The organism is Halomonas kalidii (genome assembly GCF_030010475.1).
Taxonomy (GTDB): Bacteria; Pseudomonadota; Gammaproteobacteria; order Pseudomonadales; family Halomonadaceae; genus Halomonas; species Halomonas heilongjiangensis.
The window spans coordinates 1-26,040 of sequence record NZ_JASCQN010000051.1; the positions used below are offsets into that span (position 1 = coordinate 1).

Here is a 26,040-nt window from a genome sequence, read left to right on the forward strand (position 1 = left end):
GGCGCGCCAGCGCCTCTCGGGGGTGGCGCAGCCGGGCGCGCAGGTGGTCGAGGCGCTGGGCCTCGCGCTCCAGCCGGCCGAGCTGGGCGCGCTCGAGCCGGCCGGCCAGGGCGACCAGGCGGGCGGCCAGTTCGCGGCGGTCGGGCACCAGCTGTTCGGCCGCGGCGGACGGGGTGGGGGCGCGCACGTCTGCGGCGAAGTCGGCCAGCGTCACGTCCACCTCGTGGCCCACCGCCGACATCACCGGCAGCCGCGAGTGGAAGATCGCCCGCGCCAGGTGTTCGTCGTTGAAGGCCCAGAGGTCCTCCAGGCTGCCGCCGCCGCGGGTGATCAGGATGGCATCGCGGCCCGGGTCCAGCGCCGACTGACGGTTGAGCAGGCCCAGCGCCGAGATCAGCGCCGGCGCCGCCTCGCGGCCCTGCACCGGCACCGGGATCAGCGTGACCTTGGCCAGCGGCCAGCGCGCCGCCAGCACCGCCAGCACGTCGCGGATCGCCGCCCCGGTGGGCGAGCTGAGCACCAGCAGGTGGCGCGGCGGGTAGGGCAGGGGGCGGGCGTTGGCGAACACCCCCTCGGCGGCGAGCCGGGTCTTGAGCCGCTCGAAGGCCGCCAGCAGCTCGCCGACGCCGGCGGCCTGCACCGCCTCGACGATCAACTGGTAGTCGCCACGGGGCTCGAAGATCGACAGCCGCCCGCGCACCTTGACCAGGTCGCCGTCGCGCATCGGGGCGGCGACGAAGCGCGCCCGGTTGCGGAACAGCGCGCAGCGCAACTGGGCCCGCTCGTCCTTGAGGGTGAAGTAGACATGCCCCGAGCCCGGCCGCGACACCCCCGAGAGCTCACCCTCCACCCACAGCTCGCCGAAATCGCGTTCCAGCGTCTGCCGGGCGCGGCGGTTCACTTCGCTGACGGAGAGGGGGACGGAGGTATCGGGGCCGGGCATGGGGCAGCTGTCCTGTAGCGTATGACGCCGCTCACTCTAGCATGTCGCCGGCAACGAAAGCGCCGAGCCTGGTCGGCTCGGCGTCATGTCATGGCGGTGGGACGATGGCCCGTCAGCGGAGATCAGCCTTGGTCTTCGGGGACTTCGGTCTCTTCGGGGACTTCGGTCTCTTCGGGGACTTCAGTCTCTTCGGGTGCTTCAGTCTCCTCGGGGACTTCGGTCTCTTCGGGCGCTGCAGCCTCTTCGGGTGCTGCGGTCTCTTCGGGCGCTGCAGTCTCTTCGGGGACTGCAGCCTCCTCGGGGACGGCAGCCTCTTCAGGGACGTCAGCGTCCTCGGGAGGCTCTTGCGTGGGCTCTTCGCCGGGGGTCAGGGCCTCGCGCGTGCGCTGCCAGGCGCTTGCGGCACCCGCGCGGGTCTTCTCCCAGGTCTCGCGAGCCTGTGCCCTGGCCTGTTCCCACCAGTCACGGTCATACTCCGGAAACGCTTCCATCTCCTCGGCGGTGGCTTCCACCAGGATGCGGTGCGTGGCAGCGCCAGCCTCGTCCAGCTCGCTTTCGAGCCGGAACTGTCCGGCTTCGACGACCACCTCGCGTCCGCCCAGGCCCAGGACCGCACCACTCTTGACCACGATGGCGGTGACGCGCATGTCGTCATCGAGCAACAGGTTTTCCACGTTACCGACGTCTTCCTCGGGGTCGTCGGCCAGAACGACATCGGAGCCCAGAATGTCATCGGCTGCATAGAGGCCCTGGGGGGCACCGGGCTCCTCGGCCGCCTGGGCAGCGAGGGCAAGGCTTCCGGCCAGGGCCGCAATCGCCACGGTCAGTACGTGCTTGCGCATGGCAGTCCTCCTGTGGCTCGTCGATCGAGTCATAACGCGGGTTAGAGCTTCCTGGCCCATTCATCGGCCTGCTTCTCGGCCTCTTCGCGGGCCAGGCCGTACCGCTGCTGTAGCTTGCCGACCAGCTGGTCGCGCTTGCCTTCGAGCTGATCCAGCTCGTCATCGGTGAGCTCGCCCCAGCTCGAGCGAGCCTTGCCTTTCAGCTCTGTCCACCTGCCTTCGATCTGATCCCAGTTCATGTCGACACCCCTTTCCTGAGTGGAGCGTTGTGTGAGGGAAGCCCTGATCGTGCCTATCCATTTTAGTTTACTGCGGCGAACCTGATGGCAATACCAGCTTTTCTCATGGGCCGGCTGGTAGGCGGGCGACGCTTCCGTTGCCTCTTCCCCCGTGACGTGACCCACCCATGGCCGTGATAAAGGTTGATTAACGTCACTCCCTTCCCGCCAGCTCACTGGGTGTTGCCGATTATGTTACGTATGGCCCAGGAAGCTCTTACGTTCGATGACGTATTACTCGTACCCGGCTACTCCGAGGTCCTGCCCAAGGACGTCAGCCTTCGGACCCGCCTGACCCGCAACCTCTACCTGAACATCCCGCTCGTCTCGGCCACCATGGATACCGTGACCGAAGCCCGCCTGGCCATCGCCATGGCCCATTTCGTGGGTATCCATGGATGTCGCGACAGCTAGTGTTGGAGTGGCTGCAGCCGCGATGGAAGAGGGCCGCATGGGATCCCTGGTCGTATCAGGCGCTCCAGCGTCGGCAGTGGTTCAGCAGCACGGGCATCAGCAGGATCAGCACCGTGATGCGCAGCAGATGGTGCGAGGTCACGAAGGCGGGGTCGATGCCCAGCGAGAGGGCGACGAGGCTCAGTTCGGGCGCACCGCCCGGCATATAGGCCAGCAGTGCCGCCGCCAGCGAGTAGCCCGTCAAGGCGTGCGCGCCCCAGGCGGCGAGGATGGCGATCAGCAGCAGGGCGATCGTCTGCAGCGCGGCCATCGTCAGGTTGTAGCCCACATCGAGCAGCGAGGTGCCCGCGAAGCGCACCCCCACCGAGACGCCGATGATGACCTGGGCCAGGGCGATGATCGTCGGCGGGATCGCGGCCTGGGTCACGCCCGTCAGGTGCAGCGCCGCCGAGATCAGGGCCGGCCCGAACAACAACGCGTTGGGCAACCTCAGCCAGTTCCCCAGCCACACGCCGGCCGCTCCGGCGGCGGCGAGCCAGGCCGCATCCTCCAGCGTCGGCAGCCACAACCACTGCGCCAGGCTCATCCCGCCAGGCTGCAGGCTGACATGGCCGATGGCCTGCAGGAGCGGTGGAATGGCGATCAGCAGGATCAGGATGCGTACGGCATGGGTCATGCCGACGGTGCGCAGGTCGGCATTCGAGTCCATCGCCATGAGCGTGACCGCCGATACGCCACCGGGTACTCCCGAGTACAGGGCGGTATCCAGCGAATAGCCGGCCACACGGCGGGAGAACCACACCGAGAAGGCCATCATCAGCGCCGTGGCCAGCAGCATGATGGCCAGGCTGGCGCCCCACAGGGGCAGGTCGCCGGACAGATCGGGGGTGAAGGCCGAACCCAGCATCACGCCAATGACCACCAGTACCGCCTTGCGTGACGAGCTTGGCGGGCGCAGCCGGACGCCCGCCAGGCTGACGACCGTCGTCGCAACCATCGCACCCAGCAGCCAGGGCAGGGGCATGTGCAGCCAATAGGCGAGGCCGCCACCGGCGATGCCCAGTGCCAGTGTCGGCAGAAACCTGCCCATGGCGATCATCCGCTGCCTGATGCTGCTCACTGCGCTGTATTCTCCTCTAGCCTATTAGGGGGCGACGTCGAACCCGCCGTGTCGACACGGCGGGCTCGCGGTGAAGGGGGTGAACGGTATCAGTCGTCCTCGACACGCTCCAGTGGCCTGTTGCCGGGCTGCCGCTTCGCCAACAGCGTCGGCAGCAGCCAGGGCAGCACCAGCAGTGCCGCGGCGGCGATCCACAGTCCCAGCGAGATGCCCGAACGCCACAGGATCTCCACGTCGCCGCCACTGATCGCCAGGGCGCGGCGCAGGTTCTCCTCCATCAGTCCGCCCAGCACGTAGCCGAGGATCACCGGGGCCAGCGAGAAGCCCAGCTTGCGCAGCAGGTAGCCGAACACGCCGATGGCCAGCATCAGGTAGATGGCGGTGAGATCGGAGTGGAGCTGATAGACCCCGACGAAGGCCAGCAGGGCGATGCCCGGCACCAGCACCCAGCGCGGGATGGTCAGCACCTTGGCGAAGACGCCGGCCAGCGGCAGGTTCAGCGCCAGCAGCACCAGGTTGCCGATATACAGCGAGGCGATCAGGCCGCCGGCGACCTCGGGGCGCTCGCTGAACATCATCGGCCCGGGGGTGATGTTGTAGAGCATCAGCGCGCCGAGCAGCACGGCGGTGGTCCCGGAGCCGGGAATGCCCAGCGTCAGCATGGGCACGAAGGAGCCCGCCGCCGAGGCGTTGTTGGCCGCCTCGGGCGCCGCCAGCCCACGCATGTCGCCGTTGCCGAAGGTGCCCTCCGTGTCGGAGAGGCGCTTCTCGGTGGTGTAGGACACCGCGCCGGCCACCGAGGCCCCGGTGCCGGGCAGCACGCCGATGATGAAGCCGATCAGGCCCGAGCGCAGCATGGCGCCCTTGCAGAACAGGATCTCCTTGAGGCTGACGAACACGCGGCCCAGCGGCGGGATGTCGCCCTCGCCATCCTGGCGGTTGGCGTGCTCGAGCATCAGCAGGATCTCGCTGATGGCGAACAGCCCGATGATCATCACCACGAAGTCGATGCCGTCGTAGAGCTCGGCCATGCCGAAGGTGTAGCGCAGCACGCCGGTGCCGGAGTCCACGCCGACGGTGGCGATCAGCACGCCGAGCACCGCGCCGATGGCGGTCTTGACCGGGTCCTTGCCCATCATCACCGACATCGAGGCGAAGGCGAACACCATCAGGGCGAAGAACTCGGCGGGCCCGAACATCACCGCGACCTCGGCGAGCAGCGGCGCGAACAGCGTCAGGCCGAGGATGGCGATGGTGGCGCCGACGAACGAACTGACCGCCGACAGCCCCAGCGCCGGCCCGGCGAGGCCCCGCCTGGCCAGCGGATGGCCGTCGAGGGTGGTCATCACCGCGCCGGCATCGCCGGGCACGTTGAGCAGGATGCTCGACATGCGCCCGCCGTACTCGGCGCCGGTGTAGATGCCGGCGAGCAGGATCAGCGCCGACTCGGCCGGCAGGCCCAGGGTATAGGCCAGCGGCATCAGGATGGCGATGCCGTTGATCGGGCCGATGCCCGGCAGGGCGCCGAACAGCGTGCCGAGCAGGGCGCCGAGGAAGGCCAGCCCGAGGTTGAGGGGAGTCAGGGCGACGCCGAAGCCCTGGATCAGGAAATCGAACATGGATGGGCTCCTCTACGCCAGGGCGCTCAACCACAGGCCCTGGGGGAGCGAAATCCCCAGCCCGCGGGTGAACAGGAAATAGCTGCCCACGGCCATCAGCACGCCGGTCAGCAGCGCCTTGCCCCAGGCGGCGGCGAAGAGCCGCGCCAGCAGCGTGATGGCCAGCAGCGAGGTGGCGATATAGCCGAGGCGGGTGAACAGGGTGGCGTAGACCAGCAGCACCCCGAGCACCGCCAGGAGTTTCAGGCCCAGGGCCCCATGCGGCCAGTGGCCGTTGTCGCCGGGCTTGGCCACCAGCACCAGCGACAGGCCGGCGAGCAGGATCGCCAGGCCCAGCGGGAAGGCCTTGGGCCCGACGGGATCATAGCTGAAGGGCACTTCCAGCCGCAGGGCCTGGACGGCGACGAACGCCGCCAGGCCGAGCAGGCAGAGCCCCAGCAGTCGGTCGGCGGCCCGACGTCCGGGAACCGTCATTGCGCCAGTCCCACTTCTTCGGCCAGTGACTTGAACTCGGCGACCTGCTGCTTGACGTAGCCGTCGAAGTCATCGCCAAAGCGCGACATCGGGAACAGCCCGCGGGCCTCGCGCAGCTCGGCGAAGGCCGGCTCCTCGGCCAGCGCCGCGAGGCGCTCGACCCAGGCCTGATAGGCCGCGTCGTCGACATCGGGGCCCATGTAGTAACCGCGCCAGATCGGCCACTGGACGTCATAGCCCTGCTCGGCGGCGGTGGGAATCTCGGCGTAGGGCCCGTCCATGCGCTCTTCGGACAGGGCTGCCAGCACGCGGACCTTGCCGCCCTCGAGCTGCGACTTGAGTTCGGAGAGGTCGCCGGTGAACACCTGGATATGATTGCCGAGCAGCGCCGCCAGGGCCTCGCCGCCGCCCTCGAAGGCCACGTAGCGCAGGCTCTGCGGGGAGACGTCGGCGGCCTTGGCGGTCAGGGCCGCCTTCATCCAGTCCTGGCTGCCCACGGTGCCGCCGGCGCCGAAGGCGATCTCGCCCGGGGCGTCGCGCAACTCGTCCATCAGCTCGTCGAGGCTCTGCCAGGGGGCATCGGCATTGACCACGATGGCCCCGTAGTCGACGCCCAGCGCGCCCACCCAGCGCACCTCGTCGGCGTCGTACTGGCCGAACTTGCCCAGCGCCAGGTTGACCGCCGCGCCGGTGCTGGCCGCCACGATCAGGTTGGGGTCGTCCTGGCGCACGCCGTTGACGTGGTTGTAGGCCACGGCGCCGATACCGCCCGGCATGTAGCTGACCACCATCGGCCTGTCGATCAGCCCGGTCTCCTGCAGGCCGTTGGCCGCCAGGCGACAGGTCAGGTCGTAGCCGCCGCCCGGCTTGGCCGGGGCGATGCACTCGGTGGAGTCGGATTGGGCCTGGGCGCCGCCGGCCAGCAGCAAACCGCCCAGCAGGGCCAGGCCGGAGCCGTGTCGGAAAGCCTTGTTGATCTTCATGGCGAACTCCTGTTCTCTTGTTTTCATCATCACCGTCGATGACAGGAGCGATGCTAGGCGCGCGACCTTTCATCAACCTGTCATCCCAGCCCCGACACAGTGAGACTTTGGTCGCATGCGCCTGCTTGTCGTCGAGGACGACCCCCTCATCGCCCGCTCGCTGGACAACGCCCTGACCCCGCTGGGCAACACCGTCGAGGCCTTCGCCCGCTGCGCCGAGGCCCGCGCCGCGCTGCGCCACGATGCCTTCGACCTGATCCTGCTCGACCTGGGGCTGCCCGACGGCGATGGCCTGACGCTGCTCGGCGAGCTGCGCGAGCGCGGCGACACCACCCCGGTGCTGATCCTCACCGCCCGCGACGGCGTCGACGACCGGGTGCGCGGGCTCGACCTGGGCGCCGACGACTACCTGGCCAAGCCCTTCTCGCTCGCCGAACTCGAGGCGCGGGTGCGTGCCCTGCTGCGGCGCAGCCAGCAGCGCAGCGACAACCGCCTGCGCCTGGGGCCGCTGTGCTTCGACCCGACCTCCGGCCTCGCCACCCTCGACGACGCGCCCCTCGATCTGCCGCGTCGCGAGCTGGGACTGCTGGAAGGCCTGCTGCTGCATGCCGGCAGCATCACCCCGCGCGAACTGCTCGAGAGCCGGCTGTTCGGCTTCGGCGAGGTGGGCTCCAACGCCCTGGAGGTCTACATCAGCCGGCTGCGCAAGCGGTTGCAGGGCAGCGGGCTGCGCATCCGCACCTTCCGCGGCCTGGGCTATCGCCTCGAGGAAGAGCCACGGTGATCGAGGTCGACGGCACCCTGAAATCGCGCCTGGCGGTATGGTTGCTGGTCACCGTGAGCGCACTCGGGGCGCTGCTGCTGATCGAGGCCTACGTCAGCTCCCAGCGTGCCGCCGAGCGCGCCTACGACAGCCAGCTCGAGGCCGCGGCGCTGACCATCGCCGAGGCGGTGCAATGGCAGGAGGGCCGGCCGGTGGTGGAGATTCCCGCCGCGGCGCTGCAGATCCTCGCCACCCGCCATCAGGAACGGGTCTTCTACGCGGTGCTCGATGCCGACGGGCAGCGGGTCTCGGCCAACCTGGATGTCCCCATCCCGGCCGACGGGCGCGAGCGGGTGGCCGAGCGGCCGGTGTGGAAGAATGCCGACACCCCCGGCGCCGGCTGGCGCCTGCATGGGCGGGAAGTCGATTCGGCCGGCTGGGAAACCCAGGACCCGGTGCAGATCTGGGTCGGCCACACCCTGGCCGGGCGCGAGGCGCTGGCCGGCGAGCTGTTCGAACGCGCGGTGACCCGTTTCCTGGTCATGGTGTTGCTGGCCGGGCTGCTGATGCTGCTGGCGATGCGCGTGGCGCTGACGCCCATGCGCCGGCTGCGCCACCTGCTGCGCCAGCGCGAGGCCGACGACATGCGCCCGTTCGATGCCCGGGTGCCGGAGGAGATGCGCGAGCTGGCCGAGACCCTCGATACCCTGTTCGCCCGCCAGCGCGAGAGCCGCGATGCGCTGTTGCGCTTCACCGCCGATGCCAGCCATCAGCTCAAGACGCCGCTGGCCGGGCTGCAGAGCACCAGCGAGCTGGCGCTGCAGAGCCCCCGGCCCGACGAATGGCGCCGGGCGCTGGCGGCGGTCCACGGTGGGGCCGAACGCACCAGCCGCCTGGCGAACCAGCTGTTGAGCCTGGCGCGGCTGCGCCACGTCGCCGATGGCAGCGAGATGCGCCGCCTCGACCTGGCGGCGCTGCTGCGCGAGACCGTGCTCGACTGGGCCGAGCGCGATGTCGCCCGGGACCACGACCTGGGGCTCGCCGACCTGCCCGGCACGTCGCCGTTCATCCACGGCGAGCCCTGGGCGCTGCGCGAGCTGCTCGGCAACCTGATCGACAACGCGCTGCGCTACACGCCGGCGGGCAGCATGATCACCCTGGGCCTGGTGCGCCAGGCCGACGAGGTGGCGCTGTTCATCGAGGACGACGGGCCCGGCGTGGCCCCGGAGGTGCTGGAGCGCCTGCACCACCCCTTCGAGCGCGGCGGGCGCCAGGACACCCGCGGCTCCGGCCTGGGCCTGGCGATCGTCGACTCCATCGCCCGGCGCCATGGCGCCCGCCTGAGCCTGGCCGCTCGCGAGCCGCACGGGCTCCGGGTCGGCCTGCGTTTCCCCCTGTCACCGGAGGAGACGCCATGATCGCGCACTGGCGTAGCGTGCTGCTGGTCGGCCTGCTGCTGGCGCCGGCGGCGGGCGGGGCGGCGACGCCGCTGGTGGTCGAGGCGGCGCTGGACCGCGAGGTGGTCGCGCCGCTGCTGGACGCCTTCGAGCGAGCGCATCCCGACATCGCCCTGGACTTCCGCGATCGCTCCACCCTGGAGGTCGACGCGCGCGTCGCCCGGGCCGAGCCGGCACCGGACGTGGTGATCAGCTCGGCGATGCCGTGGCAGATGGCGCGCGTCAACGAGGGCTATGCGCGGCGGCTGGACTCCGCCGCCGCGCGGGGCTGGCCGGAGTGGGCCAAGTGGCGTGACGAGGTGTTCGGCTTCACCTTCGAGCCGATCGTCATGGCCTACCGCCTCGACCTGTCGCGCCATATGCTGCCGCCGGCCACCCATGCCGACCTGCATACCCTGTTGACCGAGCAGCTGGAGCTGCTGCGGGGCCGGGTGACGACCTATTCCCCCTCGCGCAGCGGCGTGGGGTATACCCTGTTCCAGCAGGACGCCCGCTACACCACCCGTTTCTGGGACCTGGTCGCCGCCATGGGCGACGCCGAGGCCGTGCTGGAAGCCAACACCCGGGCCATGCTCGAGGGGATCAGCGCGGGGCGCTACTGGCTGGGTTACAACCTGCTGGGCTCCTACGCCATGGTGTGGGCCCAGGAGCATCCCGAGGTCGTTGTCCAGGTGCCCCAGGACTATTCGCTGGTGATGATGCGCATGGCCTTCATCCATCGCGACGCACCGCAGCCGCGGGCCGCCGAGGCCTTCCTCGACTTCCTGCTCAGCCGCGACGGCCAGCGGGTGCTCGCCGGCCAGACGCCGCTGTTCAGCGTGCGGCCCGACGTGGTCGGCCCCTACACCGCCCAGCGCCTGCGCGATCAGGTCGGCGATCGTCTCTACCCCATCCCGCTCAATGCCTCGCTGCTGGCCTTCGTCGACCCCCAGCGCCGCGACGCCTTCATGGCGCGCTGGCAGCGCGAATTCGCGCGACGTTCGCAGCGCGCGGCCGCCGAGGCGGGGGGGCAGGCCCTGGAGGGGCAAACCCTGGAGGGGCAATGAGGGGATCCCGCTGGCCACGACACCACATTGCCGCCCCGGTCCCCTAGCCGGTATAATGGTCGATTAACTTCTCCACGCCCCCGTCTTCCCATCTGCTCAAAATGGGTGTTGCCGATTATGTTACGTATGGCCCAAGAAGCTCTTACGTTCGATGACGTCTTACTCGTACCCGGCTACTCCGAGGTCCTGCCCAAGGACGTCAGCCTCCGGACCCGCCTGACCCGCAACCTCTACCTGAACATCCCGCTCGTCTCGGCCGCCATGGATACCGTGACCGAGGCCCGCCTGGCCATCGCCATGGCCCAGGAAGGCGGCATCGGCATCATCCACAAGAACATGAGCATCGCCCAGCAGGCGGCGGAGGTGCGCAAGGTCAAGAAGCACGAGAGCGTGATCGTCAAGGACCCGGTCACCGTGGGCCCCAAGGCCAAGCTCGAGGACCTGCTGGCGATGGCCTCCGAGCACGGCTTCAGCGGCTTCCCGGTGGTCGAGGGCGAGACCCTGGTGGGCATCGTCACCCAGCGTGACATGCGCTTCCAGCCCAACCACGGCGATCGCGTGGCCGACATCATGACCCCCCGCGAGCACCTGGTCACCGTGACCGAGGGCACCCCGCTCGACGTGATCAAGGGCAAGATGCAGGAGCACCGCGTCGAGAAGATGCTGGTGGTCAATGACCAGTTCCACCTGCGCGGCCTGGTCACCTTCAAGGACATCGAGAAGGCGCGCACCTTCCCCCACGCCGCCAAGGACGCCGACGGCCGCCTGCTGGCCGGCGCCGCCGTGGGCACCGGCCCCGAGACGCCCGACCGCATCGCCGCCCTGGCCGAGGCCGGCGTCGACGCGATCATCATCGATACCGCCCATGGCCACTCCAAGGGCGTGGTCGACCGGGTGCGCTGGGCGAAGGAGCACTTCCCGCAGATCCAGGTGATCGGCGGCAATATCGCCACCGGCGAAGCGGCCAAGGCCCTGGCCGAGGCCGGCGCCGACGGCGTCAAGGTCGGCATCGGCCCCGGCTCGATCTGCACCACCCGCGTGGTCGCCGGCGTCGGCGTGCCGCAGATCAGCGCGGTCTCCAACGTCGCCGCCGCACTCGAGCCCTACGACATCCCGCTGATCGCCGACGGCGGCGTGCGCTTCTCCGGCGACCTGGCCAAGGCGATCGCCGCCGGCGCCAGCGCGGTGATGGTCGGCGGCCTGCTGGCCGGCACCGAGGAGGCCCCGGGCGAGGTCGAGCTGTTCCAGGGCCGCACCTACAAGGCCTACCGCGGCATGGGCTCGATGGGCGCCATGGCCCAGAGCCAGGGCAGCGCCGACCGCTACTTCCAGGACAAGAGCGAAGGCGCCGAGAAGCTGGTGCCGGAGGGTATCGAAGGCCGCGTGCCCTACAAGGGCGTGATGAGCGCCATCGTCCACCAGCTGATGGGCGGCCTGCGCGCCTCCATGGGCTACACCGGCTGCAGCGACATCCAGGAGATGCGCACCAAGCCGGAGTTCGTGCAGATCACCGGCGCCGGTTTCGCCGAGTCTCACGTGCACGACGTGCAGATCACCAAGGAAGCCCCGAACTACCGCGCGGGCTAACCCAAGCTTGAAGCCGGAAGCTTGAAGCTGGAAGTGGCCGCGCCGCTTCCAGCTTTCCTGTTTCCGGGCCGTCTACCTCTCAAGGGAAAGGCCAGATGACCGATATTCACGCCCACAAGATCCTGATCCTCGACTTCGGCTCCCAGTACACCCAACTGATCGCCCGCCGCGTGCGCGAGATCGGTGTCTTCTCCGAGATCCGCGCCTTCGACATCACCGAGGCCGAGATCCGCGAGTACAACCCCAGCGGCATCATCCTCGCCGGTGGCCCGGAGTCGGTCATCGAGCTCGACTCGCCCCGCGCCCCCCAGTGCGTGTTCGAGATGGGCCTGCCGGTGCTGGGCATCTGCTACGGCATGCAGACCATGGCCGAGCAGCTCGGCGGCGCCGTCGAGGGCTCCCACAAGCGCGAGTTCGGCTACGCCCAGGTGCGCGTCGACGAGGAGACCGCGCTGTTCAAGGACATCAAGGACCACGTCGACCGCGAGACCGGCCGCGGCCTGCTCGACGTGTGGATGAGCCACGGCGACAAGGTCGCCCGGGTGCCCGACACCTTCACCGTCACCGCCTCGACCCCGAGCTGCCCCATCGCCGCCATGGCCTGGGAGGCGAAGCGCTTCTACGGGGTGCAGTTCCACCCCGAGGTGACCCACACCCTGCAGGGCCAGCGCATCCTCGAGCACTTCGTGCTGGAGATCTGCGGCGCCGAGCGCCTGTGGACCCCGGCCCAGATCATCGAGGACCAGGTCGCCCGGGTGCGCGACCAGGTCGGCGACCGCCACGTGCTGCTCGGCCTCTCCGGCGGCGTCGACTCCTCGGTGGTCGCCGCGCTGCTGCACAAGGCGATCGGCGACCAGCTGACCTGCGTGTTCGTCGACAACGGCCTGCTGCGCAAGGCCGAGGGCGACCAGGTGATGGAGACCTTCGCCCAGCACATGGGCGTCAAGGTGATCCGCGTCGACGCCGAGGCGCTGTTCCTCGGCAAGCTCGAGGGCGAGGCCGACCCCGAGGCCAAGCGCAAGATCATCGGCAACACCTTCATCGAGGTGTTCGACGACGAGGCCAGCAAGATCGAAGGCGTCGACTTCCTGGCCCAGGGCACCATCTACCCCGACGTGATCGAATCCGCCGCCAGCAAGACCGGCAAGGCCCACGTGATCAAGTCGCACCACAACGTCGGCGGCCTGCCGGAAACCATGAAGCTCAAGCTGGTCGAGCCGCTGCGCGAGCTGTTCAAGGACGAGGTGCGCAAGCTCGGCCTCGAACTCGGCCTGCCCTACGACATGGTCTACCGCCACCCCTTCCCGGGGCCGGGCCTCGGCGTGCGCATCCTCGGCGAGGTAAAGAAGGAGTACGCCGACATCCTGCGCGAGGCCGACGCCATCTTCATCGAGGAGCTGCACAAGGCCGACTGGTACCACAAGACCAGCCAGGCCTTCGCCGTCTTCCTGCCGGTGAAGTCCGTCGGCGTGGTCGGCGACGGCCGTCGCTACGAGTGGGTCATCGCCCTGCGCGCCGTGGAGACCATCGACTTCATGACCGCCCGCTGGGCCCACCTGCCCTACGAGCTGCTGGAGAAGGTCTCCAACCGCATCATCAACGAGCTCTCGGGCGTCTCCCGCGTGACCTACGACGTCAGCAGCAAGCCGCCCGCGACGATCGAGTGGGAGTAGCACTATCTCAGGAATGGCCCACCGTTAGGTGGGCTTTTTTTTTGTTTCCCCCTATATTAGGCTGCTTGAAAACTAATATGAGTAGGGCAGGGTATGATTCTGACAGTGCAGTTGAAAAACTATAAGATTTTTCACAAAAATTTCCTTATACAGCTCTCGGACCCTGATAAGAGATTTTCTTCAATAATCGGGAAGAATGGGGTGGGGAAAAGCTCTGTTTTAGAAGCGTTGGACACCCTTTTCAATGGAAGGGACTGGGCTTTTAATTCAAGGTATATGAAAAACAGCTCTTACATTAGTTGTTGTGCAGTAATTGAGAGGGAGGTTTTTAGTCGAAGCATTGTTGCAGTTGCTGTTAGCGTTGATAATTTTCTAAAAGATTTCTCAGGAAGTTTTATTGAACAGAGATCAACTACTAATGAGGTGTTGTCAAAGTTTCGTCACTTCCTGGAAAAAGTTGCGACAGATAAGCTCCTTTCCTTATTTGGGAAAAATTGCGATCCTAAAAGTAACAAAAAACACTATTATGCGGGCGACGTGATTCATGGTCTTTTAATAGATTATCTGTCTTCTGATCTGAGTGTCGATGCCTGCGTGGCTGAGGAGATGTATCAAAAGTATTGCGCTGAATGCATGTCGCATTTTCGCTTCACATATATCCCAGTTGAGGATGCTATACCTGAGCTTTTGAGAATAGAGCAAAGGCTTATGAAGAAGATTCTGCCAACGGATATAGTGTCAGGGATAATTCGGATTTTAGATGATAAGAGAATTACTGTACACACTCGAAAGAGGGGACGTAACCCTAAAAAAAGTCCGGTTCAGTTGATAAATGATGATCTTAACAGGCTCTCTCGAGATATCAATAATACTGTAAAACTGGTTGATGAAAAATACGGCTTTAAAAGCGTGTCAGGAACTAAAAACCTGACCTCTAGGGATTTGACGAATGCAATCATAGAAACGTTTTTCTCTGCCAGAAGCTTTGTTAAAGAAGGTTTGCCTGTGACCAGCTTGAGCTCGGGCGAAAAAAGGATGGCTCTAGTAGATATTGTGTTTTCATTTCTTAGGCAAGCAGATGATGGAAAGTTCAATGTAATGGCAATAGATGAGCCAGAAAACTCTCTGCATATTTCATCTGGTTTTGAACAATTTCGGAAAATGGCTGAAATAACCGAGTCTGTAGGTTGCCAGGTAGTATGCACGTCACATTGGTATGGCTTTATTCCAATTGTTTCGTCCGGCTGTGTATCACATATAGAAAATGGGAAGTGCGATTTTTTTGCCACTGAAGAGTTTGTTCCTGGAAGTCATAAAGTACCAACAGAGGTGCTGTTGCGAAGCGGTTATGAGCTGGCCAGCTCAATTATTCAGTCTATTAGGAGTGAGCCTGTATGTTGGATCGTTTGTGAAGGGCTGACTGATAGGCGCTATTTGAGCAGGGTTTTTCCAGAAAAAGAGGGCTTTAGGGTTGTAGCTGCCAGCAATGATATCTCAGTGATAAATATATATCGCCAACTTTCGATTTCGCTAAAAAGTGTTAATAAAAAAGCCTTCCCGGGCAGGGTGGTTTGTCTTATAGATACTGATCCAGATACATCAAATAAGGTGGCTGAAGCAAATGGATTTACCGAGGTTGATGGGGTCTTGTATTTTAGGCGAATTAATTATATAAATGAGAGCTTGAGATTTTCCGATCTGAGTTGCAATGATTATTCAAAGTGTAGTATCGAGGATACATTGAGCCCTTCTGCAGTTGCTAGAGTTTTGAAGAAAAGAACAGGCTATGATTTCTCTGTAAAGCCTGGTTCCTCTTTTTTAGAGGTTAACTCTCAATCTCCATCGGTTATAGCTGAAAATGGGGTTGGCGAGATTGAAGGGCTGAGAATAACAAAAGAGCATATATTTGGAGGTTCGCCTGATCAAAGGGTTTCTATGAGATATAAACATGCTTTCTGTGATGATTATCTCCGGGAGTTGTCAGAAGGCGAGGTTCAAGCTCTGAGAGCTTCTTTAGAAAAAAAACTCCCTTTTAAGTGAGCTGGATTATTTGGGTGAATGTTTATACAGCAACAGTATTCGCCTGGCTCATATCTGTTCTCTGACATTGCCCTAGGCTCATTATTTTGGAAAGCCCATGCTCGAAGACGGGATAGGGTCTCATTCCTTTAAGATTGTGTCCAGGGGACAGGCCCTCATTGCCCATGAAAGACGGAAAATCCCCTCTGCCTGGCTAGCGAGATCAGCGGGCCCAAGGTATCCCTATCTGTCAGCGTAGTTGTCACCTAATCAAATTTAGAGGTGATCAACGTGCGTTACTCCCCGGAGCGTAAGGAAGCCATCCTCAAGAAGATGACACCGCCCATGAGCCTGACCATCCCGGAACTCGCCGAACAGGAAGGCATCTCAGCCGCAACCCTCTACAATTGGCGAAAACAGGCCAGAGCACGAGGACAGGTTTTGCCATCACGATCCGCCACGCCCGACCAGTGGACCAGCCAGGAGCAGTGGACACCCCGTTAAGGCAGTACACGGAGACGAAGCGACCTATGGCTAGCTAAGCTGCTTTCGATGAAGAAAGCCCGTACCCGCTACTTCCCGGCCTTCTCCTTCTACACCACCCAGGCCGGGACATTCAGAAGGTATCGTAGCAGGTCAGCGCAGGGTGCCTAGTCCGATACCTAGATGAAAGGCGGACAAAGTCGTATATAATGTGGAAAAATGAGAGTGGTTTCTGATAACCTTTCTTCTTGCTATAGATTTAACTCTAGGAGATCGAATGAAAGAAAGTGATGAGTCAAGCAATTACAAAATTCACTCGACGTATGCAATTGTGATTCTGTCAGCGATAATAGTGGGTCTGGTTTCAGTAAAATGGTCGGAAGTGCCAAGGCTTTATGAATACATAAACTTCGCTCTGACGATGTCGTCGTTGATTCTGGCGATTCTGGCAATAGTTTATGCTCTTCACTCTAGCGGGACGCTTTTTAAGACGCTTGACAAGATAGAAGGTTCTGCAGAGAGTATTAAGACAATATCATCTGATATTAGTGAGTCAAATAATGAGCTTCGTAAGGAGGTTGAGCGAATCCCCTCCGCGATCACTTCGGTAGACAAAAAACTGGATGACTCGCAACAACTAATTAGAAGGTTGTCAGAGGAGAGTTTTTTTACTCCAAGTTCAGGCGATAAGGAAAAACATGACATCTCGGAAGGGTTGGTGAAAAGATATATTGAAAAATCTCCTCTCCTTGGTTGCGATGCACTGCTTGTGGTAATCATCATGTATAAGGAAGAAGTGGTGGCGGATCTTGATCAGCTTCTTTCTAAGGTAGGTAATGATTTTTCTAGCAGATACATGTTTGCATACATAATTAGCGCCGAATCAATGGGGCTGATAAGTTTCGAGCATATTGAGATGACAGGAAGAATTAAGTTAACGTTCGTTAACAACGCCTTGATGGAAAATGTTGAAAGAATACATAGTGAAAAATATCAGGCGCTTTCCAAAAGCTTAAAGGAATCAGGGCGCCAAGACCGTTATGAAAAGGTAAAGAATAGGCATGTGGAAATCATTGAGGCGGTTAAGGAAGAAAAGCACTTATGTTGATCTAACATTTTCATATCTAAGATTTATGTTTCTCATCTGGGCAGTGACAGTAATCACCTGACACATACCCCCGTGGGGTCCCTATAGTTAAGCAGTGTTTTCCGCCGTTTTCCTGGGCTCCTTCTTCGGTGTTTTGGGGAGCCCCTTCTTGAAGACGGCATAGGGCGTCATCCCCTTCATGTTGCGGCCTTGGTGAGGGCGCTTCGTGTTGTAGATGACCAGGGAAAATGAGGGACAGACCCTCATTAGCGACTCATTAGCCATGGTGCTCGGAGAAGCCCATCTGCCTGGCTAGCGAGATCAGCGGACCCAAGGTATTGCGATAGGCGCTGTCGAGACTCGGGCCGTCGAGCAGTGCCTGTTGGGAAAGTTTGAGGTCGCTGACATAGGGTTCGGTGGCCTTGTCCCAGGCCGTGTCTGTCAGCTGGCTGCGGCCAATCCTCAAGGCGTGGTGCTGGGCTTCGATGAACCTGTCCACATGCGTTTCCAGGGGCAAACGGTTTCCCTTCGAGGAGTTGACTGTGCTGGATACCGGGATCAGGTTCCATAGCTGATCGTGGCAGACGAAGGACCAGGGGATGAAGTGGTCGAGCGCGAAGTCACTCGGCTCGATCGAGTCTCCCGTGTAGATGCACCGCTGCGTGGATTGCGCCATCACCAGCTGCCAGAAGCGCGTCTGCCGAGTCAGGGGAGAGCGTTGCAGCGGTGGCGTGATCTTCTTGATGATCGCAGGCGTGTTGGGATTGCGTTCCTGAAGATAGCTGATCCAGTGGTGCTTCACCCAGCCATCGATGATGGCGATTTGCCGGACAAGATAGTCGCGCCAGGCGGGGGGGACCTCAATGGCATTCCCGGCCTCCGTGAAGCGATAGATGGGCGGCGAGTGGCTCGAGAACCGGGCGTCGGCGAGTTCCCGGATGCGCCTGTCCTTCTGGCTGTCCCTGAGGCCCTTCAGCTCGGAGGAGAAGAACGGCGACAGCAGCCGGTAAGGCACGAACCGCAGCAGACTGTCGGCCTGCATCGCCTCGTACTGGTCCGCAATCGCTTGCCTTAGCCGAGCGTGGGTGCTCGGATTGGTCAGTGCTCGCTCATCCAGGTTGAAATCCAGTCGATCGAGAACTCTACCGGTCCGGTCCTGGAGGCCGAATGATAGTCGGAAGAAGTTGTGGGGGTACCAGGCGAGGGCCAGCATTTCTGTCGCCAGCTCCCGTAGCTCGATGATGAGATCGTGAGCGCCGCTCCTTTCCCTTTCCAGCAGGGTGTTGAGGAGGGCCTGGAAGAAGGCCAGCTTGTAGGAGTTGGTCGTGCTGTTGAAGAGCTGGCTGAAGGCGTGGATATCGATCTCGCCGCAAGGAGGGGGCTGCATCGTCATGACCAGTAATCCGCCTTGTCGGGAAAGATCCAGCGAATCCCGCCGCGAGGGTCTGGCTGGTCGCCGTGGTAGCGTGGGATGACATGGACATGCAGGTGCGGCACCGTCTGGCCGCCTGCCGCTCCCTGGTTGATGCCGATATTGTAACCATCCGGCCGATGGCTCTCGTCGAGTCGTCTCTGGGCATTGAGCACCGCCGGGAAAAGCGCCGCCTGCTCATCGGCACTGAGGTCGGCAATCGTCGCGACGTGCTGGTAGGGAATCACCAAGGTATGCCCCGGCGATACGGCGAAGCCATCCTGATACACGAAGAAGTGCGAGTGCTGGGCGATGACCCTGGCTCTTTCCGGATGGCAGAAGGGGCATTCGGCATCGGTGGGGGCCTCCATGCGCGAGCTCCTTTTAGTATCAGTAACAATGGCGGGACACTCAGAGTATCACCTCTAGAACATGGGGAAGTCCTTGACCTACTCTACGGGCTGGGAGTGATCACTCAATCAGGGTAGAAACTGGCGAATCAGCGCCTGCCTCTCCAACTCCAACACCTCTACCAGAAGCCACGCTACCTGAACCGCTCAAAAAGAAGTAGCCGGATGGGCTTCGATGGGCAGGCTCGGGGAGCCGGGTGTTCAACGGGTGTCGCCATTCGGTGGCTGTCCCCATGTGCTAGCTTGAAGCGTATCGAAGCCAAGGATGGGGTTCAGCCTATGGCCGAGCCGGTGAGTTATCAGGACGCTGAGGCGTGCGTGGATCAGGTCATCGATCGCGTGGGCAAGAACATTGTGTTGGGGCTGCCGCTGGGGTTGGGTAAACCCCGGCGTTTTGTGAATGCCCTCTATGCCCGCGCCCAGCGCGACCCGACGATCAAGCTGCATATCGTCACCGCTCTCTCCTTGCTGGCACCGGCGGGCAGCTCCTCCCTGGAGCGGCGTTTCCTGGGGCCTTTTGTCGAGCGCCTGTACGGCGATATCCCCGAGCTGGCCTATGCCCGGGATGCCCAGGCCAACCGCCTGCCGGACAATGTCACGGTGTCGGAATTCTTTTTCCAGGCCGGCAACCTGAAAAACAATGCCGACCAGCAGCGCCGTTATATCTGCACCAACTACACCCACGCGTTGCGAGATTTAATGGCCCAGGGCATCAATGTGATCGGTCAGTTGGTGGCGCCCGATGAGCGGGGCGAGACGGTGAGCCTGAGCTGCAACCCGGACCTGACCCTGGATCTGTTGCCCCGGCTGCGCGCACAGCCCTATGCCACCGTTTGTGTCGCGGAAACCAATCAGCACCTGCCGTATATGGGCAATGACGCGGCGCTAGCGCGTACCGACTTCGACCTGCTGTTGGAAAACCCGGGCACCGACTACCCGCTGTTCAGCGCGCCCCAGACGCCCATCTCGCCGGAAGATCACCTGATCGGCTTCTACGCCAGCTGTTTGCTGAAGGATGCCGGCACGCTGCAAATCGGCATCGGTTCTCTGGGGGCGGCGCTGGTGCACAGCACCTTGTTGCGTCAGCGGGACAATGCCCGCTGGCAAGCGATTTACCGGGACCTGCAGGTGGCCCAGCGGTTTCCGGTGGCCGAGCAGTGGGGCGACATCCAGTCCTTCAGCCAGGGGCTTTATGGCTGCAGCGAGATGATGGCGGATGGGTTTATCTACCTGATGGAAGGCGGGGTGCTCAAGCGCCAGGTCTTTGCGGACGCCGACTTTCAGGAAGCGATCAACCGGGGCGAGATCGACCCCGAGAGCAGCGACCACCCCAGTGCGGCCAAGGGTGTGGTGATGCACGGCGGCTTTTATCTGGGGCCACGGCGTTTCTACGACAAGCTGCACGCGCTGTCCGACGCCGAGCGCGCGCGCATCAACATGACCAGCGTCAACTACATCAATGATCTCTACGATCACTGCTTCGGAAATCAACGGCTCAAGGTGGCCCAGCGCCAGCATGCGCGGTTCATCAACTCTGCCATGCTGTGCACGCTCGATGGGGCGGTGGTCTCCGACGGCCTGGAAGATGGCCGGGTGATCAGTGGTGTGGGCGGGCAGTACAATTTTGTCGCCATGGCCCACGAGCTGAGCGGTGCGCGCTCGGTCATTACCTTGCGCAGTACCCGCGAGAGCGGCGGCGAAACCCAGTCCAATATTCTGTTCAGCTACGGCCACTGCACCATACCCCGCCATCTGCGCGATATCGTTCTGACCGAATACGGTATCGCCGATTTGCGCGGTCGGTCTGATGAGCAGGTATACCTGGCGTTGATCGCCATTGCCGATGCGCGTTTTCAGTCCGAGCTGCTGGCGCAGGCCAAGGACGCCGGTAAAGTGGCCGCCGACTTCGAGATTCCCGCGCACTGGCAGGACAATACTCCGCAGCGCTTGGCGCAGCACTTTGAGCAGATGGGGGGTGAGCAGGTCTTTCCCCGTTTTCCGTTCGGCACCGACTTCACCGACGACGAGCTGACCCTGGGCAAGGCCCTCAAACAGCTCAAAGCGCGCACTGCCACCCGGCGCGGCAAGCTGAAAGCCCTGCTGGGTGCACTGGGCATAGGCCAAGCCAACGACGCTGAACAGTCGCTGCTGGCCCGGCTCGAGCTGGATCGGCCCACCGGCTGGAACGAACACCTGGAGCGGCGGCTGGTGCTGCAGGCGCTGCGATCGAGTTAGTGGGTCAAGCGAGTTAGCAGGCACGATGAAATCTGTGCGCAAATAGAGGTATTTGGCGGCGGCCTACATGTGATGGATGAGGTGGGCCAAGCAGGCTGCCGCAACAACGAGGAAACGGGGTTGTTGCGGCTTAGCGGTCTGACTGCTTAAAATCCATGCGCGTCTCTGTGGAATGGCCTAACGGCGCCATGGATACTATCAGAAAGCCGCCCGCGACGATTGAGTGGGAGTGGTTTTCGCGAAGTGATTTAGCCTAAAGCTAAGCTCCTCTAACGTTACCGTAAATTCTAGGGAAGGATATGTTTCACATCTTGAAAGAACTTTATTGGCTCCGCTCGATGAGCGAGCCGCGCCTGGATCGGCACCGCTACTGGCTGGCTGCCTACTTGCTATTAAGCCTGCAGTTAGGTGGTGCGTTTCTTATGAGCCAAGACCGTTTCTTATGGGACATGACACCAAGATTCTATCCTGAAGCTTTCTTTTGGGTTAGCTATTTTACGCCGCACGTCTCGATGGATCTCGTATTGATCGCTCTGTACGTCATAGTGGGTGTTAACGCCTTCGGCTGGGTTCTGGGTGGCCTCGCCGGGGTCGGCACTTACTCATTAGGGGCTATGGCCTCAATGATCAATTGGGCGATGTCGAATGGTATGGAGGAGCACCTCGGGTACCCACTACTAACGATAGTGGTGCTGGCAATAATAGGTATCGTGGCACTGCTCATGGGTTTCACGTTACGCTCTCTTCGCGATGTCGAGCCGTCACATGCGCTCTTGCGACAGCGGCCGGATATGCCTTCGGAAAAACAGCTGGACTGCCTGACCTTCTTGCGCCGCTACCTGTTAGCCCACTTGGTGATCAGCGTGATGGGCGTCGCAATTATTAGCATCATATTTTGGCGTCTCAACAACCCATCAGTTATGGGTTATTATTGGGCAGCCGATTCAACGTTAAAGACCGGTGGTTTTTTCTTACTGCTATTGGGAGTGCTGGGGGGCATCTGGATTCTCAAGCTAATCGCCAAGCGATTGAACAGTTTCACCGATGCTACGGTGGCAATTTTATGCTGGGGGATAGGCCTGACAGTCGTCATCGGAGGCGGTACGGTATGGCTGGCAATAAACGAGTTTTATGATAGTGGGTGGCTGTTTCTACTGGCCAAAACAATCGGTCTCAGCCTGTGGCCTATCAGCATTGCCGCTCATATTTATTTGCTAACCAATCCCTCGAAACAGCTTTCCTCTGCAGAGATGGAAATGGCGGAATCATCAGCGCAGGGACCTGCCACTTCACCGCAGATCGATACCTGACGCCCCCGGAGTGCCTCGGCTATCGAACACCAGTCCAATCAGTACTGAAGCTTCATAAAACGGGCGCCTCAAGGGCGCCCGCTTTCGTATTACTTCACACTCAGAAGCGGTCGACGCGGAACGGGGCCATGTCCACCGCGGGTTCTTCGCCATCCATCATCTGGGCAAGCAGCTCACCGGTAGCCGGGCCCAGGGTAAAGCCCTGGTGGCCGTGGCCGAAGGCGAGCCACAGCCCCGCCTTGTCGGGGGCCGGGCCGATCACCGGCTTCATGTCGGGCAGGCAGGGCCGGGCCCCTTTCCAGGGCTGGCCGTCGCGACGCTTGCCCAGCGGGAACAGCTTGCGTGCCACCTTCTCGGCGGCGGCCAACTGCTTGTACTGGGGCGGCGAGTCCAGGTCGGCAAGCTCGGCGCCGGTGGTCAGGCGAATCCCGGCGCGCATCGGCTCGAGCAGGAAGCCCTTTTCGGCATCCATCACCCAGTGGTTGAGCTTGGCTCCCTCTTCCGCGGAGTAGTGCATGTGGTAGCCGCGCTTCACGAACAGCGGCACTTTCGTGCCCAGCCTCGCCAGCTGTTCTCCGGCCCAGGGCCCCAGGGCCACCACCACCTCATCTGCCTCCAGGGCCCCCTCGCTGGTCTTGACTCGCCAGCCGCCCTCTACCTGGAGCACGTCCTCGACGCTGGCCTGCATCACGCGGCCGCCCTGTTCCACAAAGCTGCGGGCGTAGGCCTGCACCAAGCCGCCCGGGTCCGAGACCATCCAGGGCTGCGTCCAGTGGATCGCCCCGATCAGCCCCTTGCCCAGATACGGCTCCTTGGCGTAGAGCGCCTCGGCGTCAAGCACCTCATACTCGACCCCGAAGCGCTCGTGGTTCTCCCTGGCCATTTCCTGGCGCTCCTCGAACTCCTTGCGGGTGCGGTAAAGCTCCAGCCAGCCGCCCTTGCGCACCAGCGCCTCGGCGCCGGCGGCCTCGATCATCGGCGCGTGGGCATCCTGGCAGCGCATGATCAGTGACGCCCACTCGTTTACTATGCGCTCGTAGCGCTTACCGCTCGAGTTCAGCCAGTAGTTCAGCAGCGGGCCCGCCGCGTTCATCATGCCGGTGGGGCGGTAGCGGATATCCACCTTGCGGTTAGGCAGCACCCGCAGCAGGGTGCCGACATCACGGGGGAAAGCGTAGGGGCGCACCGCCTCGCGCTGGATGATGCCGGCATTGCCGAAGGAGGTCTCGAGCCCCGGCTCGCGGCGGTCCACCAGCGTGACGTCATGACCGCGACGCACTAGATGCCAGGCCACTGAAACGCCGACCATGCCGGCACCAAGAACGATGATATTGCGGGTCATGAAGGTCTCCCTGCCGATGGATACAGAAAGCTCCGCCGCGGGGCAGAGCCTGTCAAGCAAGGAGTTTAGCAGCGCTTCCCAGAAAATCGGATATGCGCTGATAATTAAGATGATGGTTCTATAGTAAGCTCAAAAGGCAGAATTATTGTTCGGAAAAATGAAGGAGAGATAGAATAATTGCCGCTCCGTACTCCTGGGGTTGTCCAGTGCCTGCTCGGTACGTAGTCGGCGCACCCGCTTGCCGAGGTCTTCGCCCCGACGGCGCGCCTTTGCTAAGTGGATTCAATCACGCGGGATCTTCTTCATGCGCTCTTCGGCGCGCTTCACCGTTTTCATCTTCTCCGGCCGCTTCATGGCTTTCCAGTGGCGTATCTCTTCCACCGTGCGGCCGCAGCCGGTGCACAGGCCTCCTGACAGTTGGCAAACGGAGACACAGGGGCTTTCGATCTTCTTCGCCATTCAATGCCTCGTTGGCTTGCTGCGTAGCCGACGCTGCCAGTCGCCGCCGTGTTCCCGCTGGCACGCTTCTTCGCTGTCGAAATCGAGATGCCGCGAGACGTCGCCGACATCGAGGCCGGCCTCGGCCAATGCCTCGGCGGTCAGGTCATCAATGTGGCGTCGGGCATCGCCCTTCAGGGCATTCGCCAGGTTGGGGTGGGTATCGAACACCCAGGTGACCACCAGGCTCTCGGGAAAGCGCTGGTAGTCGACCTCGTGTGTCAGCCAGCTAAAGCCGGGCAGCAGAGGCTTGGCATGCTCGCAGGCGTGGGTCAGTGAAGCGGTCAATCGTCGCTCCATCTTGCCGCGTTCTTTCTTGGCAATCATTCACTCTCCAAACTGTTCTGCCTGCCACGGTAGCGCTCGGCACCATAGGTCGTGCAGCTTACGGTAAAAACTGCCGAATCATCTCCTCCCGCTCCATCTTCAGCATTTCCCCCAACATCGGGTCAGCGTTTTCGCTGGCTTGCCACTCCAGCAATAGCGCTTCGGCCTCGGGCGATTCGGCCAGGCGGGCCGCCAGGATGTGATTGGCATCCGGGGGGGCACTCGCCTCGCTGGCGTAGGCGTTCTCCACTTCCTCGTAACAGGCCAGGGCTTCTGCCGTGGCTCCTTCCAGGCGCTCGTGCACCATGCAGCGCAGCAGCATTCCTTCCTTGTGCAGTTCCCCTTCCTGCAGCTCATCCAGGTCGTCCTTGGCTTCCTCATACCGGCCGAGGCTGGCGAGGAGCTGTGCACGGCTGTTGAGCAACGCGGGATCGTTGGGGTGTCGTTCCAGTCCTTCCTCGTAGATCGTGAGCACTTCTTCGAGCTGCTGCGTATCGCCGCGTGCTTCGACGAGGGCGGCGCCGGCACGCTCCAGGTAATGCGCCGGTGGCTCGCCGTTGACCGGTGAGCAGGCAGTGAGCAGCAGGGCGGCAATCGAGATGAACAGGATTTTCTTCACTGCGCTTCTACCTCGATCTCGAAGCCGATTTCTGACGTGCCGGAAGCCAGGTGCCCCGAGCCACTGGAGAAGAAGTAGCCGCCAATGAGTTGTAGCGTCAGGCGGCGGGGCGGCATGGGCAGGGTGAAGGTAACATGGCCGATGGGCTCGAAGTCATCTTCTGGCCAGGCGGCAACGCCTCCCCTGGCGAGATCCTGCTTGGCGATTTCCTGCATACCATCGCGCAGTGCGGCCGAAACGAACCAATCGACGGAACCGAGCCGGCTGGCAGCGGTTCTGCCCATGGCGCTAACGCTCAACGTATCGCCGCGTAGTGTCACATGCCCGCGCAGGTTATAGGAGGCGTGAACGCCTACCCCTTCCACGAGCAGGTAATCGGGCCTGACCTTGTAGAAGGGCTCGGAGAACTCGCGATACTTCAGCGCAGGTACTTCGATGTCCTTCGGCTCGGTTTCGGTGGTCAGCGTGGAGAGAAAGTCGCCGAGCAGCGTGTAGCCGTCTGCAGTGGGGCGGGTAGGTGCTTCGCTCATGCCGGCTGGCTCCCCTTGATGTAGACCTGGAGGTTCTCGGGCTTGTCGTGGTCGGGCACCAGGCGTGTCAGGCCCTGGGCGTCGCTGACGCCGCGGATCTGCTCGCCACCCTGCCGCACGATGAGATACTCCATGCCGGCGACGGGCTTGCCGGTGGCGTCGACGAGGCGAAAGCGCTCGTTGTAGCGCTTGGGCAGCTCGGTGAGCAGGCTGGCAGCCGCCGCACGAGGCGAGCCGACCTCGGTGCTGCAGCCGGTAATGACCTGACCGCCGCAGGAAGTGGCGCTGCCATGTATGGCCGCAGGCGAGCCCTCCACGGCATACCAGGCCACCCCGGCGGTGATGGTGGCACCGCAGGAGCTCTTGTCACCGACCCGGGCGATGGGAATGCCATCCACCTGGGCCATGGACGCACCGGAAACGATGCGATGCGGCCCGCCCTTGCAGGAGCAGGCCACCTTGTCGCCGATCTTCGCTAGATCCATGGGAGATTCCTTGCTCCATCGCGATGTGGCGAGTTTATGAGCTTTGTCTATGGCCGTGCCACCCGTTGGAGCGATCGCCACACAT

General features: G+C 62.6%; 25 protein-coding genes and 2 pseudogenes. 11 read left to right on the forward strand and 16 right to left on the reverse strand.

Annotated features, from left to right (window positions below; all coding sequences use genetic code 11):
- The 3 genes from xseA to QLQ85_RS16605 form a co-directional block, all read right to left on the reverse strand.
- The coding region (xseA, locus tag QLQ85_RS16595) for an exodeoxyribonuclease VII large subunit (RefSeq protein WP_282740009.1) at positions 1 to 943 on the reverse strand (943 nt) is incomplete at its 3' end.
- 122 nt (positions 944 to 1,065) lie between these two features.
- A complete protein-coding gene (locus tag QLQ85_RS16600) occupies positions 1,066 to 1,785 on the reverse strand; it encodes a PRC-barrel domain-containing protein (RefSeq protein ID WP_282740010.1) in 720 nt (239 codons plus the stop codon).
- Positions 1,786 to 1,826: 41 nt separating this feature from the next.
- A complete protein-coding gene (locus QLQ85_RS16605; protein WP_282740011.1) occupies positions 1,827 to 2,024 on the reverse strand; it encodes a CsbD family protein in 198 nt (65 codons plus the stop codon).
- Between the two features lie 231 nt (positions 2,025 to 2,255).
- On the opposite strand from QLQ85_RS16605, the pseudogene QLQ85_RS16610 reads away from it, so the two are divergent.
- Positions 2,256 to 2,456 (forward strand): annotated as a pseudogene (locus tag QLQ85_RS16610) (IMP dehydrogenase); the annotation flags it as partial.
- A 76-nt stretch (positions 2,457 to 2,532) separates the two neighbouring features.
- Here the strand turns inward: QLQ85_RS16610 and QLQ85_RS16615 are convergent.
- From QLQ85_RS16615 to QLQ85_RS16630, 4 genes are all read right to left on the reverse strand, one after another.
- Positions 2,533 to 3,597 (reverse strand): AbrB family transcriptional regulator, encoded by a 1,065-nt coding sequence (locus QLQ85_RS16615; RefSeq protein WP_282740013.1) that lies wholly within the window; start codon positions 3,595 to 3,597, stop codon positions 2,533 to 2,535.
- Between the two features lie 89 nt (positions 3,598 to 3,686).
- Positions 3,687 to 5,216, reverse strand: a complete 1,530-nt coding sequence (locus QLQ85_RS16620; protein WP_282740014.1) for a tripartite tricarboxylate transporter permease — start codon at positions 5,214 to 5,216, stop codon at positions 3,687 to 3,689.
- 12 nt (positions 5,217 to 5,228) lie between these two features.
- A complete protein-coding gene (locus QLQ85_RS16625; RefSeq protein ID WP_282740015.1) occupies positions 5,229 to 5,690 on the reverse strand; it encodes a tripartite tricarboxylate transporter TctB family protein in 462 nt (153 codons plus the stop codon).
- Positions 5,687 to 6,673 (reverse strand): Bug family tripartite tricarboxylate transporter substrate binding protein, encoded by a 987-nt coding sequence (locus QLQ85_RS16630; protein ID WP_282740016.1) that lies wholly within the window; start codon positions 6,671 to 6,673, stop codon positions 5,687 to 5,689. Before QLQ85_RS16630 ends, QLQ85_RS16625 begins: the two co-directional genes overlap by 4 nt.
- Positions 6,674 to 6,788: 115 nt before the next feature.
- Here QLQ85_RS16630 and QLQ85_RS16635 point away from each other — a divergent pair, with 115 nt between their 5' ends.
- From QLQ85_RS16635 to QLQ85_RS16670, 8 genes are all read left to right on the forward strand, one after another.
- Complete coding sequence (locus QLQ85_RS16635) at positions 6,789 to 7,457, forward strand: response regulator (protein ID WP_282723273.1); 669 nt, start codon at positions 6,789 to 6,791, stop codon at positions 7,455 to 7,457.
- Positions 7,454 to 8,854, forward strand: a complete 1,401-nt coding sequence (locus QLQ85_RS16640; protein WP_282740017.1) for a sensor histidine kinase — start codon at positions 7,454 to 7,456, stop codon at positions 8,852 to 8,854. Before QLQ85_RS16635 ends, QLQ85_RS16640 begins: the two co-directional genes overlap by 4 nt.
- Positions 8,851 to 9,939 carry an ABC transporter substrate-binding protein gene (locus QLQ85_RS16645; RefSeq protein ID WP_282740018.1) on the forward strand — a complete coding sequence of 363 codons (1,089 nt, stop codon included), beginning with the start codon at positions 8,851 to 8,853 and terminating at the stop codon, positions 9,937 to 9,939. The genes QLQ85_RS16640 and QLQ85_RS16645 overlap by 4 nt, the downstream gene beginning before the upstream one ends.
- 117 nt (positions 9,940 to 10,056) lie before the next feature.
- Positions 10,057 to 11,526, forward strand: coding sequence for an IMP dehydrogenase (gene guaB, locus QLQ85_RS16650; protein WP_282740019.1), 1,470 nt, complete (start codon positions 10,057 to 10,059; stop codon positions 11,524 to 11,526).
- Between the two features lie 95 nt (positions 11,527 to 11,621).
- The gene (gene guaA, locus QLQ85_RS16655; RefSeq protein ID WP_282740020.1) at positions 11,622 to 13,199 is read left to right on the forward strand and encodes a glutamine-hydrolyzing GMP synthase; all 1,578 of its coding nucleotides are present in this window, start codon (positions 11,622 to 11,624) and stop codon (positions 13,197 to 13,199) included.
- Positions 13,200 to 13,292: 93 nt separating this feature from the next.
- Positions 13,293 to 15,239, forward strand: coding sequence for an AAA family ATPase (locus QLQ85_RS16660; RefSeq protein ID WP_282740021.1), 1,947 nt, complete (start codon positions 13,293 to 13,295; stop codon positions 15,237 to 15,239).
- Between the two features lie 270 nt (positions 15,240 to 15,509).
- Positions 15,510 to 15,722 carry a transposase gene (locus QLQ85_RS16665; protein ID WP_282740022.1) on the forward strand — a complete coding sequence of 71 codons (213 nt, stop codon included), beginning with the start codon at positions 15,510 to 15,512 and terminating at the stop codon, positions 15,720 to 15,722.
- A gap of 256 nt (positions 15,723 to 15,978) precedes the next feature.
- Positions 15,979 to 16,809, forward strand: a complete 831-nt coding sequence (locus tag QLQ85_RS16670; protein ID WP_282740023.1) for a hypothetical protein — start codon at positions 15,979 to 15,981, stop codon at positions 16,807 to 16,809.
- Positions 16,810 to 16,896: 87 nt separating this feature from the next.
- Here QLQ85_RS16670 and QLQ85_RS22925 read toward each other — a convergent pair.
- The 3 genes and pseudogenes from QLQ85_RS22925 to QLQ85_RS16685 form a co-directional block, all read right to left on the reverse strand.
- A pseudogene (locus QLQ85_RS22925) lies at positions 16,897 to 17,031 on the reverse strand (IS481 family transposase); the annotation flags it as partial.
- 34 nt (positions 17,032 to 17,065) lie between these two features.
- Positions 17,066 to 18,181 (reverse strand): HNH endonuclease domain-containing protein, encoded by a 1,116-nt coding sequence (locus tag QLQ85_RS16680; RefSeq protein WP_282740024.1) that lies wholly within the window; start codon positions 18,179 to 18,181, stop codon positions 17,066 to 17,068.
- On the reverse strand, positions 18,178 to 18,570 hold the full coding sequence (locus tag QLQ85_RS16685) for an HIT family protein (protein ID WP_282740025.1): 393 nt from the start codon (positions 18,568 to 18,570) through the stop codon (positions 18,178 to 18,180). The genes QLQ85_RS16680 and QLQ85_RS16685 overlap by 4 nt, the downstream gene beginning before the upstream one ends.
- A 282-nt stretch (positions 18,571 to 18,852) precedes the next feature.
- On the opposite strand from QLQ85_RS16685, the gene QLQ85_RS16690 reads away from it, so the two are divergent.
- Both QLQ85_RS16690 and QLQ85_RS16695 read left to right on the forward strand, forming a co-directional pair.
- Positions 18,853 to 20,844 (forward strand): acetyl-CoA hydrolase/transferase C-terminal domain-containing protein, encoded by a 1,992-nt coding sequence (locus QLQ85_RS16690; protein ID WP_282740026.1) that lies wholly within the window; start codon positions 18,853 to 18,855, stop codon positions 20,842 to 20,844.
- 299 nt (positions 20,845 to 21,143) lie between these two features.
- Positions 21,144 to 22,154, forward strand: coding sequence for a hypothetical protein (locus QLQ85_RS16695; protein ID WP_282740027.1), 1,011 nt, complete (start codon positions 21,144 to 21,146; stop codon positions 22,152 to 22,154).
- A gap of 100 nt (positions 22,155 to 22,254) precedes the next feature.
- On the opposite strand, the gene QLQ85_RS16700 is transcribed toward QLQ85_RS16695, so the two are convergent.
- The 6 genes from QLQ85_RS16700 to QLQ85_RS16725 form a co-directional block, all read right to left on the reverse strand.
- Positions 22,255 to 23,496 carry an NAD(P)/FAD-dependent oxidoreductase gene (locus QLQ85_RS16700; RefSeq protein WP_240569229.1) on the reverse strand — a complete coding sequence of 414 codons (1,242 nt, stop codon included), beginning with the start codon at positions 23,494 to 23,496 and terminating at the stop codon, positions 22,255 to 22,257.
- Positions 23,497 to 23,778: 282 nt separating this feature from the next.
- Positions 23,779 to 23,955, reverse strand: a complete 177-nt coding sequence (locus QLQ85_RS16705) for a DUF1289 domain-containing protein (protein WP_282740028.1) — start codon at positions 23,953 to 23,955, stop codon at positions 23,779 to 23,781.
- Positions 23,956 to 24,321, reverse strand: a complete 366-nt coding sequence (locus tag QLQ85_RS16710; protein WP_282740029.1) for a hypothetical protein — start codon at positions 24,319 to 24,321, stop codon at positions 23,956 to 23,958.
- 58 nt (positions 24,322 to 24,379) lie between these two features.
- Positions 24,380 to 24,940 carry a tetratricopeptide repeat protein gene (locus QLQ85_RS16715; RefSeq protein ID WP_240569226.1) on the reverse strand — a complete coding sequence of 187 codons (561 nt, stop codon included), beginning with the start codon at positions 24,938 to 24,940 and terminating at the stop codon, positions 24,380 to 24,382.
- Positions 24,937 to 25,470: a hypothetical protein gene (locus QLQ85_RS16720; RefSeq protein ID WP_282740030.1), complete on the reverse strand. Its 534-nt coding sequence runs from the start codon at positions 25,468 to 25,470 to the stop codon at positions 24,937 to 24,939. Before QLQ85_RS16720 ends, QLQ85_RS16715 begins: the two co-directional genes overlap by 4 nt.
- Complete coding sequence (locus QLQ85_RS16725) at positions 25,467 to 25,955, reverse strand: PAAR domain-containing protein (RefSeq protein ID WP_282740031.1); 489 nt, start codon at positions 25,953 to 25,955, stop codon at positions 25,467 to 25,469. The genes QLQ85_RS16720 and QLQ85_RS16725 overlap by 4 nt, the downstream gene beginning before the upstream one ends.
- Positions 25,956 to 26,040: the final 85 nt, after the last annotated feature.

Bases quoted from the DNA above. Each gene is read 5' to 3' on its own strand.
- QLQ85_RS16625 (WP_282740015.1), bottom strand. From the start codon at position 5,690: ATGACGGTTCCCGGACGTCGGGCCGCCGACCGACTGCTGGGGCTCTGC.
- QLQ85_RS16670 (WP_282740023.1), top strand. From the start codon at position 15,979: ATGAAAGAAAGTGATGAGTCAAGCAATTACAAAATTCACTCGACGTAT.
- QLQ85_RS16725 (WP_282740031.1), bottom strand. From the start codon at position 25,955: ATGGATCTAGCGAAGATCGGCGACAAGGTGGCCTGCTCCTGCAAGGGC.
- QLQ85_RS16710 (WP_282740029.1), bottom strand. From the start codon at position 24,321: ATGATTGCCAAGAAAGAACGCGGCAAGATGGAGCGACGATTGACCGCT.
- QLQ85_RS16700 (WP_240569229.1), bottom strand. From the start codon at position 23,496: ATGACCCGCAATATCATCGTTCTTGGTGCCGGCATGGTCGGCGTTTCA.
- guaA (WP_282740020.1), top strand. From the start codon at position 11,622: ATGACCGATATTCACGCCCACAAGATCCTGATCCTCGACTTCGGCTCC.
- QLQ85_RS16695 (WP_282740027.1), top strand. From the start codon at position 21,144: ATGTTTCACATCTTGAAAGAACTTTATTGGCTCCGCTCGATGAGCGAG.
- QLQ85_RS16680 (WP_282740024.1), bottom strand. From the start codon at position 18,181: ATGACGATGCAGCCCCCTCCTTGCGGCGAGATCGATATCCACGCCTTC.
- guaB (WP_282740019.1), top strand. From the start codon at position 10,057: ATGTTACGTATGGCCCAAGAAGCTCTTACGTTCGATGACGTCTTACTC.
- QLQ85_RS16660 (WP_282740021.1), top strand. From the start codon at position 13,293: ATGATTCTGACAGTGCAGTTGAAAAACTATAAGATTTTTCACAAAAAT.
- QLQ85_RS16620 (WP_282740014.1), bottom strand. From the start codon at position 5,216: ATGTTCGATTTCCTGATCCAGGGCTTCGGCGTCGCCCTGACTCCCCTC.
- QLQ85_RS16630 (WP_282740016.1), bottom strand. From the start codon at position 6,673: ATGAAGATCAACAAGGCTTTCCGACACGGCTCCGGCCTGGCCCTGCTG.
- QLQ85_RS16600 (WP_282740010.1), bottom strand. From the start codon at position 1,785: ATGCGCAAGCACGTACTGACCGTGGCGATTGCGGCCCTGGCCGGAAGC.
- QLQ85_RS16720 (WP_282740030.1), bottom strand. From the start codon at position 25,470: ATGAGCGAAGCACCTACCCGCCCCACTGCAGACGGCTACACGCTGCTC.
- QLQ85_RS16685 (WP_282740025.1), bottom strand. From the start codon at position 18,570: ATGGAGGCCCCCACCGATGCCGAATGCCCCTTCTGCCATCCGGAAAGA.
- QLQ85_RS16705 (WP_282740028.1), bottom strand. From the start codon at position 23,955: ATGGCGAAGAAGATCGAAAGCCCCTGTGTCTCCGTTTGCCAACTGTCA.
- QLQ85_RS16645 (WP_282740018.1), top strand. From the start codon at position 8,851: ATGATCGCGCACTGGCGTAGCGTGCTGCTGGTCGGCCTGCTGCTGGCG.
- QLQ85_RS16605 (WP_282740011.1), bottom strand. From the start codon at position 2,024: ATGAACTGGGATCAGATCGAAGGCAGGTGGACAGAGCTGAAAGGCAAG.
- QLQ85_RS16635 (WP_282723273.1), top strand. From the start codon at position 6,789: ATGCGCCTGCTTGTCGTCGAGGACGACCCCCTCATCGCCCGCTCGCTG.